This window comes from Pseudomonas sp. 2835 (assembly GCF_050435905.1).
GTDB lineage: Bacteria > Pseudomonadota > Gammaproteobacteria > Pseudomonadales > Pseudomonadaceae > Aquipseudomonas.
The window spans coordinates 1-12,232 of the sequence record NZ_JBNDLE010000013.1 but is presented as its reverse complement, the minus strand read 5'-3'; the positions used below and the strand labels follow the sequence as shown (position 1 = coordinate 12,232).

Below are 12,232 nucleotides of genomic sequence, written 5' to 3'. Positions count from 1 at the left end.
GCCCTCTCTCAATTGGAAATTTCATCGCCCAGGCGCACTACCCGCTTGGGCAGGTCGCCGCCGAGCCAGTAGGCCAGGTCGGCCGGTCGTTCGATTTGCCAGGCGATAAAGTCGGCAACCTTGCCCACTTCCAGCGAACCATGGCTGTCGCCCAGGCCCAGGGCGGTTGCCGCGTGCAGGGTGACGCCGGCCAGAGCTTCTTCCGGGGTCATGCGGAACAGGGTACAGGCCATGTTCAGCATCAGCCGCAGCGACAGCGCCGGCGAAGTACCGGGGTTGAGGTCGCTGGCAATGGCGATTTTCACCCCATGCTTGCGCAGGGCATCCATCGGTGGCAACTGGGTTTCGCGCAGGAAGTAGAACGCACCTGGCAACAATACCGCCACGGTCCCGGCCGCCGCCATGGCAATGGCGTCGTCTTCGGTCATGAACTCCAGGTGATCGGCCGACAGCGCCTGGTAGCGCGCCGCGAGGCTCGAACCGGCCAGCGACGACAGTTGCTCGGCATGCAGCTTGACCGGCAGCCCCAGTTCACGGGCCTTGATGAACACCCGCTCGACCTGGGCCGGCGAGAACGCCAAGTACTCGCAGAAGGCATCCACTGCATCCACCAGGCCCTCGGCGGCCAGGGCCGGGAGCATTTCGTCGCAGATATGGCTGATGTAGTCGTCAGCCTGATCCTTGTATTCCGGTGGCAAGGCGTGGGCTGCCAGGCAGGTGCTGCGCACGGTCAGTGGCAGCTCCTCGCCAAGGCGGCGGATAACCTTGAGCAGCTTGCGCTCGCTGGCCAGGTCAAGGCCGTAGCCGGACTTGATCTCCAGGGTGGTGACGCCATCATGCATCAGCGCCTGCACGCGCTGGCGGGCGCTGGCGAACAGTTGGTCCTCGCTGGCCGCGCGGGTCGCGCGCACGGTGCTGGCGATACCGCCACCCTGGGCGGCGATCTCGGCATAACTGACGCCTTGCAGGCGCTGCTCGAACTCGCCGCTGCGGTTGCCGCCAAACACCGCGTGGGTGTGGCAGTCGATCAACCCCGGGGTGACCCAGGCGCCGCCCAGGTCCACGGTTCTGTCAGCGACCAGGACCGGCAGCTGCTGGCGCGGCCCGATCCATTCGATATGGCCGGCGCTGGTGACGATCGCCGCATCCTCGATGATCGAGTAGGTGCCTTGCGCCATGCTTGCCACATGGCAATGCTGCCAGAGGGTTTTCATCCAGAGTCTCCTTGATCAGAGTTGAGAAGGTTCCTGCACCAGCGGTTGCTCGGCGGCAACCACCTGCGGCTTGCACCAGAGCTTGTAGGCCACCACCAGGAACAGTACCCAGACCACGCCCACCAGCAGCGCGGCTTGCGTATCAGGGAAGTACCCGAGTACGCCGAAGACGAACAGCATGAAGGCGATCGCCGCCGCCGGACCATAAGGCCAGAACGGTACCGGGAATTTCAGCTGGGCGACTTCTTCGCGGCTCATGCTGCGGCGCATGGCGACCTGGGTCACCAGGATCATCAGCCACACCCAGACAGTTGCGAAGGTGGCGATCGAGGCGATCAGCAGGAACACGTTCTCCGGGATCAGGTAGTTGAGCACCACACCGCCGAGCAACGCCGCGCCCATGACCAGCACGGTCATCCACGGCACGCCATGCCGGGAGATCTTGGCAAAGCCTTTGGGCGCCTGCCCTTGCTGGGCCAGGCCGTACATCATGCGCCCGGCGCCGAAGATGTCGCTGTTGATCGCCGAGACCGCGGCGGAAATCACCACGATGTTCAGCACGGTCGCCGCCGAGCCAATCCCCAGGTTGCTGAAGATCTGCACGAACGGGCTGCCCTGGCTGCCGATTTGCGGCCATGGGTACAGGCACATCAATACAAACAGGGTCAGCACATAGAACAGCAGGATGCGCATCGGCACGGCGTTGATCGCCTTGGGGATGACGCGCTGCGGGTCCTTGGCTTCACCGGCGGTGATGCCGATGATCTCGATACCGCCGAAGGCAAACATCACCACGGCGAACGAAGCGATCAGGCCACCAATGCCGTTAGGCATGAAGCCGCCATGCTCGAACAGGTTACTGATACCCACGGCATTGTCGGCACCGGCATTGCTCAGGCCGAAGGCCATGATGCCGAAGCCGGCGAGGATCATTGCGACGATGGCGCCAACCTTGAGCAGCGACAGCCAGAACTCCATCTCGCCGAACACCTTGACGTTGCACAGGTTCAAGCCGCCGATCAGGAAGACGATGCCCAGCACCCAGATCCAGCGCGCCACTTCCGGAAACCAGAAGCCCATATAGATGCCGAAGGCAGTGACGTCAGCGAGGCAGACGATGATCATTTCAAAGGCATAGGTCCAGCCGAGGATAAACCCCGACATCGGCCCCAGGTAGGTGCTGGCGTAGTGGCCGAACGAGCCGGACACGGGGTTGTGCACAGCCATTTCGCCCAGCGCGCGCATGACCATGAAGACTGCTGCTCCACCGATCAGGTAGGCCAGCAGCACTGCAGGGCCGGCCATCTGGATGGCCGAGGCGGAACCGTAGAACAGCCCTGTACCGATCGCAGAGCCCAGCGCCATGAAACGAATGTGTCGCGCGGTCAGCCCGCGCTTGAGTCCTTGAGCTTCTTGCATGTCACGTCCTTATTCTTGTTCTGGTCGTGAGAATGAACGGGCGCGCCAATCGCGGGGCAAGCCCGCCCCCGAGGTGGGAGCGGGCTTGCCCCGCGAAGGGCCCCGGGAGCAATTACAGGCTAGGCAGGACCTTGGCCGGCAGCAGGCCGGTCAGGCGCCCTTCGGCCAGCAGTGCGATAGCCGCCTCGATGTCCGGGGCGAAGAAGCGGTCTTTGTCGTAGTAGGCAACCTTGCTGCGCAGGGTTTGACGCGCCTGTTCCAGCTTCGGCGAGGTTTTCAGGCCTTCGCGCAGGTCCAGGCCCTGGCAGGCGGCCAGCCATTCGATGGCAAGGATGCCGCGTACGTTGTCGCTCATTTCCCACAGGCGCTTGCCGGCAGCCGGGGCCATCGACACGTGGTCTTCCTGGTTGGCCGAGGTCGGCAGGCTGTCGACGCTGTGCGGGTGCGCCAGGGCCTTGTTCTCACTGGCCAGGGCCGCAGCGGTAACCTGGGCGATCATGAAGCCGGAGTTGACCCCGCCATTGGCAACCAGGAACGGCGGCAGCTGGGACATGTGCTTGTCCATCATCAGCGAGATGCGGCGCTCGCTCAGCGAACCGATTTCGGCGATGGCCAGGGCCATGTTGTCGGCAGCCATGGCCACCGGCTCCGCGTGGAAGTTACCACCGGAGATCACATCACCTTCGGCGGCGAACACCAGCGGGTTGTCGGACACGGCGTTGGCTTCGATCACCAGTACTTCGGCAGCCTGGCGGAACTGAGTCAGGCAGGCGCCCATGACCTGTGGCTGGCAACGCAGCGAGTACGGGTCCTGGACCTTGCCGCAGTTCTCGTGGGAAGCGGAGACTTCGCTGCCATCACCCAGCAAGTCGCGGTAGCACGCGGCGGCATCGATCTGGCCGCGCTGGCCACGGGCTTGGTGGATGCGCGCATCGAACGGCGAACGCGAACCCAGCACCGCTTCGACGGTCAGGCCGCCAACCGACATGGCTGCGGCGAACAGGTCTTCACCTTCGAACAGGCCGCGCAGGGCAAAGGCGGTGGACGCCTGAGTACCGTTGAGCAGCGCCAGGCCTTCTTTGGCCGCCAGGGTCAGCGGCTCAAGGCCGGCAACCGCCAGGGCTTCGGTGGCCGACAGCCATTGGCCGTTGTGGCGCGCCTTGCCTTCACCCAGCAGTACCAGCGACATGTGCGCCAGCGGGGCGAGGTCGCCGGACGCGCCGACCGAACCTTTGAGCGGGATGTGCGGATAGACCTCGGCGTTGATCAGCGCGATCAGGGCGTTGATCACCTTGCGGCGGATGCCGGAAAAACCACGGCTCAGGCTGTTGACCTTGAGCACCATGATCAGGCGCACCAGGGCATCGTCGATCGGCTGGCCGACGCCGGCGGCGTGGGACAGCACCAGCGAGCGCTGGAGGTTTTCCAGGTCGTGGCTGGCGATACGGGTCGAGGCCAGCAGGCCGAAACCGGTGTTGATGCCGTAGGCAGTGCGGTTTTCCGCGAGAATCTGCTCGACACAGGCGACGCTGGCGTCGATCTGCTGGTCAGCGCTGGAATCCAGCTTGAGTTTTACCGGCTGCTGGTAGATCGCACGCAGCTGAGCCAGGGTCAGGGTGCCAGGCTTCAGGGTCAATTCAGTCACGTTAATGCTCCGTACTCGTGAGGCGTAGGCGCCTGCATAGATATCAGTATCAACCATTTACCGCAGATCAGCGCGTGATCATCGGCAGGTTCAAGCCTTGTTCCTTGGCGCAGTCGATGGCGATCTGATAACCGGCATCGGCGTGACGCATGACACCGGTAGCCGGGTCGTTGGTCAGTACCCGGGCGATTCGTTCGGCAGCCTCGTCGGTACCGTCGCAGACGATGACCATGCCCGAGTGCTGGGAGAAGCCCATGCCCACGCCACCACCGTGGTGCAGGGAGACCCAGGTCGCGCCGCTGGCGGTGTTGAGCAGGGCGTTGAGCAGCGGCCAGTCGGAGACGGCGTCGGAACCGTCCTGCATCGATTCGGTTTCACGGTTCGGGCTGGATACCGAGCCGGAGTCCAGGTGGTCGCGGCCGATGACGATCGGCGCCGACAGCTCGCCGCGGCGGACCATTTCGTTGAACGCCAGGCCCAGCTTGGCGCGCTGGCCCAGGCCGACCCAGCAGATACGCGCTGGCAGGCCCTGGAAGCTGATGCGCTCGCGGGCCATGTCCAGCCAGTTGTGCAGGTGGGCGTCGTCCGGGATCAGTTCCTTGACCTTGGCGTCGGTCTTGTAGATGTCTTCGGCGTTGCCCGACAGCGCCGCCCAGCGGAACGGACCGATACCACGGCAGAACAGCGGACGAATGTAGGCCGGTACGAAGCCTGGGAAGTCGAAGGCATTGGTAACGCCCTCTTCCTTGGCCATCTGGCGGATGTTGTTGCCGTAGTCGAAGGTCGGCACGCCCTGCTTCTGGAACTCGAGCATGGCTTGAACGTGGACGGCCATCGATTGCTTGGCGGCCTTGACCACCGCAGCCGGTTCGGTCTGCGCGCGATCGCGGTATTGCTCCCAGGTCCAGCCGGCTGGCAGGTAGCCGTTGAGCGGGTCGTGGGCGCTGGTCTGGTCGGTGACCATGTCCGGGCGCACGCCACGCTTGATCAGCTCTGGGAGGATTTCGGCGGCGTTGCCCAGCAGGGCAATGGAGATGGCCTTGCCTTCGGCGGTGTATTTGGCGATGCGCGCCAGGGCGTCGTCCAGGTCATTGGCTTGCTCGTCGACATAACGGCTGCTCAGGCGGAAGTCGATGCGGCTCTGCTGGCATTCGATGTTCAGCGAGCAGGCACCGGCCAGGGTCGCCGCCAGTGGCTGGGCGCCGCCCATGCCGCCCAGGCCCGCGGTCAGTACCCACTTGCCCTTGAGGCTGCCGTTGTAGTGCTGGCGACCGGCTTCGACGAAGGTTTCGTAGGTGCCCTGGACGATGCCCTGGCTGCCGATGTAGATCCAGCTACCGGCGGTCATCTGGCCGTACATGGCCAGGCCCTTGGCATCCAGTTCGTTGAAGTGTTCCCAGTTGGCCCAGTGCGGTACCAGGTTGGAGTTGGCGATCAGTACGCGCGGGGCGTTGCTGTGGGTCTTGAACACGCCGACCGGCTTGCCCGACTGCACCAGCAGGGTTTCGTCGTCGTTCAGGTTGGTCAGGCTCTCGACGATCTTGTCGTAGCATTCCCAGTTACGCGCGGCACGGCCGATACCGCCGTACACCACCAGCTCTTTCGGGTTCTCGGCGACTTCCGGGTCGAGGTTGTTCATCAGCATGCGCAACGGTGCTTCAGTCAGCCAGCTTTTGGCGGTTAGCTTGTTGCCGCGCGCTGCGCGGATTTCGACGTCACGGAATTTCTTGAAGTTGTTGTCAGTCACGGAAATGGCTCCTAAGCGATCGGTCCAGAGCAACCCAGGCATTGGGTGGGTCATGGCACTTATACAAACACATCTTTACTTGTATGTACAAGCATAGGCAATTGAAGTGCCAACTCCATTGCGCGTCGCATTTCCAGACGCCAACGCAGGTGCTAGAGCCCCGCGATGTGCGGGCTGTGGCGAAATAAAAAAAATTTTGAGGGATGAGCGGTCAAGCAAACGGGACCCGTGGCGTTGCACCATTTTGGGTCAATCGGTAACAGCCCCGGCCGAGAGACTCGGCGGGGCGTAACAAACTTAACGCGGACTGAGCTCGATCAGACAGCAAAGCCCCTGGATGTTCAGGGTCTGCAGGCCTTGGTTGGCGTCCAGGTGCAGGCAGTCATAGCGCCCGAGCAACTGCACACCGGTGTCCAGCGCCACCTCGACCTGGGCAGCCACGGCAAACAGCAGCAGGGTCGTGGCCGAACTGAACACCCGCTGACTGCCATCGAGCCATTGCAGGCGCGCGTGGTAACGCTCGGGAGAGTAAATCAGGTTGAAATCGCGAATCGAACTGCCAAGCAGGCTGCAACTGACCTGGCTCTCGCCACTGAAGGCAAAGGCATCGAACGGCAATAAAGGGCGCGTCGGCTGGCCATCGACCTGCAGGCGCATACCCTCGCCCTCGAGCACGGTGATGATCCGCTGATAACCGGCAAAGCTGGAAAAACCACCGGACTCGCTGATGTCGGCAATCGACAGGCGCCAGCCGAAGCCGTCCAGGCCGACGCCGGCGTCGCGGGTGATTTCTTCGGTGCTGCCGCCGCCGTTCTTCCATGGCATGCGGGGGTAGTCTTTGGCGCGTAATACCTGCAACTGGCTCATTTGCTGAAGCGTCCTTCCAAGCGATGACGGGATCCGGGATGAATCAGACGAGCGGCAGTCACTGGCTGGCGCCCCGACCAGGTGCGGCGGCGGATCAGCAGGCACGGCTCGCCCGGTTCGATTTGCAGCAGGCGGCATTCATCCGGGTCGGCAAGAATCGCCTCGACCACGTGTTCGCCCTCGGTCAAGGGTGCGACCTGGGACAGGTAGGCGTAGGGCGTTTGCCGGGTGAAGTCCTGCTGGAGGTATTCGGGCGCTACCGCGGCATTAACGAAGCGGTCTTCGATCTGCACCGCGACACCGTTCTCGTAATGCACGATCAGCGAATGGAACACCCGCTGGCCTTCACGCATGTCCAGGGCCAGGGCGCGCTCGGAACCGGCGGCCTCTTCGGCGAGGATGATCACCTGGCAGCTGTGCTCGTGGCCACGGGCGGCGATCTCGTCGGCAATGTTGTTGACCTCGAACAGCGCCGAACGGCTCTTGGGCTCGGCAACGAAGGTACCGACGCCCTGCATGCGCACCAGCAGGCCTTCGGCGGTCAGCTCGCGCAACGCGCGGTTGATGGTCATGCGGCTGAAGCCCAACTGGTTGACCAGTTCGCTTTCAGACGGCACCCGGTGATGCGGCGGCCAGCTGCCATTCTGGATCTGCTGGGCGATCATCTGTTTGACCCGGGCGTACAGCGGCGCCGGACCCTCGCCCATCTGGGCAACCAGCGCGGAGACAGGAGGTGTCGGCACGGAAGATATCCTTGTTCGGTTGAATGAACCGTAGCTTGCCGGAGTTTACCCAGCAGGCAAACGTCTGTATATGTATATACAAATAATCACAATGAGGTGCCGTGCCGATGTCCGTCTTCTTTGCCGAACGTGCTTTGCTGCCTACAGGCTGGGCCGAAAACGTCCGAATCGAGGTCGGCGCTGACGGCCTGCTGACCCGCATCGAGGCCAACGCCTCGGCCGAAGGCGCCGAACACCTGGCCGGCCCACTACTGCCGGGCATGCCCAACCTGCACTCGCACGCGTTCCAGCGCGCCATGGCCGGGCTTGCAGAAGTGGCCGGCAACCCCAACGACAGCTTCTGGACCTGGCGTGAGCTGATGTATCGCCTGGTCGGCAAGATCAGCCCTGAGCAGCTGCAGGTCATTGCCCGCCAGCTGTACATCGAGATGCTCAAGGCCGGCTACACCTCGGTCGCCGAATTCCACTACGTTCACCACGACACCCAGGGCCAGGCCTACGCCGACCCGGCGGAGTTGTCGCTGCGTATCAGCGCCGCAGCGCGCACCAGCGGCATCGGCCTGACCCTGCTGCCGGTGCTGTACAGCCACTCGGGCTTTGGCGGGCAAGCACCGAACGAAGGCCAGCGGCGCTTTATCAACAGCACCGAACAGTACCTGAACCTGCAGGCCCGCCTGGCGCCGCTGCTCGCCGAACAACCTGCGCAGGCCCTGGGCCTGTGCTTCCACTCGTTGCGCGCAGTAACACCGGAGCAGATCGCCGAGGTCATGGCTGCCAGCGACAAGGCCTGCCCGGTGCACATCCATATCGCCGAGCAACAGAAGGAAGTCGATGACTGCCTGGCCTGGAGCGGGCGCCGGCCGTTGCAGTGGCTCTACGAAAACACCGACGTGGATCAGCGCTGGTGCCTGGTGCATGCCACCCATGCCGAGCCCGACGAAGTCGAACTGATGGCCCGCAGCGGCGCGGTCGCCGGCCTGTGCCTGACCACCGAGGCGAACCTGGGCGACGGCATCTTCCCGGCTGTGGATTACCTGGCCCGCGGCGGGCGCCTGGGGATTGGCTCGGACAGCCATGTGTCATTGAGCGTGGTCGAAGAACTGCGCTGGCTGGAATATGGCCAGCGCCTGCGCGACCAGCGCCGTAACCGCCTGTACCGTGGCGATCAGCCGATGGTCGGGCGCACCCTGTACGATGCCGCCCTGAACGGCGGCGCCCAGGCCATGGGCCAGACGATTGGCGCACTGGCGGTGGGCAAGCGCGCGGACTGGCTGGTGCTCGATGGCAACGACCCGTACCTGGCGACGGCCAGTGAAGACGGCATTCTCAACCGCTGGCTGTTTGCCGGCGGTGACCGTCAGGTGCGTGATGTGATGGTCAACGGCCAGTGGGTCGTGCGCCAGGGTCGTCATGCCCAGGAAGAAGAAAGCGCACGGGAATTTGCCGGAGTGCTGCGCAGCCTGTTGGGCTGATTACGCCATCGCGGGGCAAGCCCGCTCCTACACTGTCGGAGTTGGCTTGCTAGCGATTTGGGCATCTCAAGGCTTGTGCGCTGCCATGTCCTTGTCCGTCACCCGCCAGATCAGCCGCTGGGTGTCGTAGCCCTGCTGGCGCGCCTTGGCCAGCAGGCTTTCGCGCTGCAAGGCCGGAATGGTCGGGGTGCGCGAAAGTATCCACAGGTACTTGCGATCCGGATTGCCAACCAGCGCTGTCTGGTACTTGTCGTCGACATAAAGGATCCAGTAGTTGCCCTTGGCAACGCCCGGCAGCAGGGTCGAGAACCAGTTGTCGAACTCCACCCAGAGCTTGTCGGTCTTGCCCGGCACCTGCGCAGTGGCTGTGCCACTGGCCTCCTGCCATTCGCCTTGCAGGGTCTGGCACCGATTGAGCACACCGACATTGCCGTCCGCCTTGAGGTTGTAATGAGCCTCGGACTGGGCACAGTCGCGCTGGAAGAACATCGGCAGACGCGCCAGTTCAAACCACTTGCCCTGGTAGCGCTTGAGGTCGACGCTGCCGGCGGTCTTGGGCTCCAGCGAGCCTGCGCCGGTGCTGGCGCAGCCGCCGAGGATCAACCCGGCGCACAGCGCCAGCAGCAGATGTAACCGCTTCATTTGAGGCCCTGCCCGGAATACATCAGCACTTTGTCACCGGCGTACTGGACGCTGATAAAGGTCTTCTCGTCGCCCCAGGTGCAGCTGGACATGCCCAATGCACCCGAGCAATCAGCCGGCGCACCGAGCAGTTTCTCGACCTCGACCTTGGTCATCCCGGACTTGAGCTGTGAATAGTTTTCCTGGTTGATCTTGTTGCACGCAGTGAGGAACACGCACAAAGACAGCAGGGCGAGGGAACGCAACGACATGAAGGGTCACTCCTGGACATGAGGGTGCAGGCGCGATGGCCTACCGACAGCTTAGAAGGGAAAAAGCTCATCCGGTTCCCGAGCACCCCGGTTTTGTTGGCGTCAAAGCCCCGCCATTGGTCGACTGGTGAGTTCTGCGATTAATCTTTTACCCGTAACGGACGACACAGGAAGGCGCTGCGACCGATTGCCGCGCCCCACCCGTTGACCCGCCTTGTGCAGACAGACCTCGCAATGACAAAAAACCTGAAGTTCAGCCACAAGATTCTGCTCGCCGCCGCCCTGGTGGTCGCTGTCGCCTTCACCTGTTTCATCCTGTTCAACGATTACCGCCAGCGCCAGACCCTGCGCAGCAACACCGAAGCTTCAATGCAGGAACTGGGCAGCCTGACCAGCAGCAACATCCAGACCTGGCTGCAAAGCCGCATGCAGCTGCTGCAGTCGCTGTCGCAACAGATCGCCATCGATGGCGCCGGCAAGGACAGCCTGACCCGCAGCCTGAACCTGCCGGTGTACGGCAGCAATTTTTTGCTGACCTACTTCGGTGGCCAGGACGGCTACATGCAGTCGGTGCCGCTGGGCAATCGCGCCGCCGACTACGACCCGCGGGTGCGCGGCTGGTACAAGGCCGCCACCAGTGCCGGCCAGACCATCCTCACCGAGCCGTACATTTCCGCCTCGGCCAACAAGCTGGTGATCACCCTGGCCACCCCGGTGCAGCATCAGGGCCAACTGATCGGCGTCAACGGCGTCGACACCAGCCTGGACAGCATCAGCGCGATCATCAATGCGCTGAACTTCGACGGCCACGGCCAGGCCTTCATCGTCAACGGTGCGGGCAAGATCCTCGTCCATCCGCAAGCCGATCTGGTGCTGAAAAACCTCAGCGATGCCTATCCGCAAGCGACTGTGCAGGTCGGCAGCGGCCTGAAGGAAACCGAGCGAGATGGCCACAAGCAGTTCATCACCTTCACCAAGGTCAACGGCGTTCCCTCGGCAGACTGGTACGTGGCGCTGGAACTCGACCAGGACTTCGCCTTCGCCATGCTCAGCGAACTGCGCACCTCGGCGGTGGTGGCCACGGTAATCGCCGTGCTGATCATTATTGCCCTGCTCGGCGTGCTGATTCGCGTGCTGATGGAGCCGCTGCACGTGATGGGCCGGGCCATGCATGACATCGCCGAAGGCGAAGGCGACCTGACCCGGCGCCTGCGCATCCATGGCCAGGACGAATTCGGCAGCCTCGGCCAGTCGTTCAACCGCTTTGTCGAGCGCATCCACGAGTCGATCCGCGAAGTGGCCTCGGCCACCGGCCAGGTCAATGAAGTGGCGCTGCGCGTGGTCAGCGCCTCGAACGCCTCGATCCATAACGCCGACCAGCAGTCGAGCCGCACCAGCAGCGTCGCTGCCGCGATCAACCAGCTTGGCGCCGCCGCCCAGGAAATCGCCCAGAACGCCGCCCTTGCCTCGCAGCACTCCAGCGACGCGCGCAACCTGGCAGCGCAGGGCCAGCAGGTGGTCGAGCAGACCATCGAGGTGATGAACCAGCTGTCGGCGAAAATCAGCGACTCGTGCGGCAACATCGAGACGCTCAATGCCAACACGGTGAACATCGGCCAGATTCTCGAGGTGATCAGCGGCATTTCCCAGCAGACCAACCTGCTCGCGCTCAACGCCGCCATCGAAGCGGCCCGTGCCGGCGAGGCCGGGCGCGGCTTTGCCGTGGTGGCCGACGAGGTCCGCAACCTCGCCCACCGCACCCAGGATTCGGCGCAGCAGGTCCAGCGCATCATCGAAGAGCTGCAGGCCGGCGCCCAGGTCGCGGTCAGCACCATGACCGAAAGCCAGAGCCACAGCCAGCACAGCGTCGGCATCGCCAACCAGGCCGGCGAGCGGCTGGGCAGCGTAACCCAGCGAATCGGCGAGATCGACGGCATGAACCAGTCGGTGGCCACCGCCACCGAAGAGCAGACAGCCGTGGTCGAGTCGATCAATGTCGACATCACCGAGATCAATACGCTGAATCAGGAAGGGGTAGAGAACCTGCAGGCAACCTTGCGCGCCTGCAATGACCTGGAGAATCAGGCCAATCGTTTGAAGCAGCTGGTGGGGAGTTTCAGGATCTGATGTGAAGCTGATCGCGGGGCAAGTCGAGCGTCGCACCGCCGCTCCCACATACTCTGTGGGAGCGGCGGTGCGACGATCCGACTTGACCCGCGATGGCTTCAGCCT

The 12,232-nt window shown here is 63.6% G+C and carries 10 protein-coding genes and 1 pseudogene; 3 read left to right on the top strand and 8 right to left on the bottom strand.

Annotated features, from left to right (window positions below; all coding sequences use genetic code 11):
* Positions 1 to 8: 8 nt before the first annotated feature.
* From hutI to hutC, 6 genes are all read right to left on the bottom strand, one after another.
* The gene (gene hutI, locus ABIE20_RS18395) at positions 9 to 1,214 is read right to left on the bottom strand and encodes an imidazolonepropionase (RefSeq protein ID WP_429506411.1); all 1,206 of its coding nucleotides are present in this window, start codon (positions 1,212 to 1,214) and stop codon (positions 9 to 11) included.
* 15 nt (positions 1,215 to 1,229) lie between these two features.
* On the bottom strand, positions 1,230 to 2,633 hold the full coding sequence (locus ABIE20_RS18390) for an amino acid permease (RefSeq protein WP_429506409.1): 1,404 nt from the start codon (positions 2,631 to 2,633) through the stop codon (positions 1,230 to 1,232).
* A gap of 112 nt (positions 2,634 to 2,745) precedes the next feature.
* Positions 2,746 to 4,278, bottom strand: a complete 1,533-nt coding sequence (gene hutH / locus ABIE20_RS18385) for a histidine ammonia-lyase (protein ID WP_123564860.1) — start codon at positions 4,276 to 4,278, stop codon at positions 2,746 to 2,748.
* A 67-nt stretch (positions 4,279 to 4,345) separates the two neighbouring features.
* Positions 4,346 to 6,025 carry a urocanate hydratase gene (gene hutU / locus ABIE20_RS18380; RefSeq protein WP_429506408.1) on the bottom strand — a complete coding sequence of 560 codons (1,680 nt, stop codon included), beginning with the start codon at positions 6,023 to 6,025 and terminating at the stop codon, positions 4,346 to 4,348.
* Between the two features lie 297 nt (positions 6,026 to 6,322).
* Positions 6,323 to 6,892 carry a HutD/Ves family protein gene (locus ABIE20_RS18375; RefSeq protein WP_429506406.1) on the bottom strand — a complete coding sequence of 190 codons (570 nt, stop codon included), beginning with the start codon at positions 6,890 to 6,892 and terminating at the stop codon, positions 6,323 to 6,325.
* Positions 6,889 to 7,599 carry a histidine utilization repressor gene (gene hutC / locus ABIE20_RS18370; protein WP_184959372.1) on the bottom strand — a complete coding sequence of 237 codons (711 nt, stop codon included), beginning with the start codon at positions 7,597 to 7,599 and terminating at the stop codon, positions 6,889 to 6,891. The genes ABIE20_RS18375 and hutC overlap by 4 nt, the downstream gene beginning before the upstream one ends.
* Positions 7,600 to 7,742: 143 nt before the next feature.
* On the opposite strand from hutC, the gene ABIE20_RS18365 reads away from it, so the two are divergent.
* A complete protein-coding gene (locus ABIE20_RS18365; RefSeq protein WP_429506404.1) occupies positions 7,743 to 9,107 on the top strand; it encodes a formimidoylglutamate deiminase in 1,365 nt (454 codons plus the stop codon).
* Between the two features lie 66 nt (positions 9,108 to 9,173).
* Here the strand turns inward: ABIE20_RS18365 and ABIE20_RS18360 are convergent, their stop codons facing one another.
* Entirely contained in the window at positions 9,174 to 9,749 is a 576-nt protein-coding gene (locus tag ABIE20_RS18360) for a lipocalin family protein (RefSeq protein ID WP_429506402.1), read from the bottom strand.
* Positions 9,746 to 10,000 carry an outer membrane protein assembly factor BamE domain-containing protein gene (gene bamE, locus ABIE20_RS18355; RefSeq protein WP_429506400.1) on the bottom strand — a complete coding sequence of 85 codons (255 nt, stop codon included), beginning with the start codon at positions 9,998 to 10,000 and terminating at the stop codon, positions 9,746 to 9,748. Before bamE ends, ABIE20_RS18360 begins: the two co-directional genes overlap by 4 nt.
* 234 nt (positions 10,001 to 10,234) lie before the next feature.
* On the opposite strand from bamE, the pseudogene ABIE20_RS18350 reads away from it, so the two are divergent.
* Positions 10,235 to 11,272: pseudogene (locus ABIE20_RS18350) on the top strand (HAMP domain-containing protein); the annotation flags it as partial.
* 24 nt (positions 11,273 to 11,296) lie between these two features.
* A complete protein-coding gene (locus ABIE20_RS18345) occupies positions 11,297 to 12,127 on the top strand; it encodes a methyl-accepting chemotaxis protein (protein WP_429506549.1) in 831 nt (276 codons plus the stop codon).
* Positions 12,128 to 12,232: the final 105 nt, after the last annotated feature.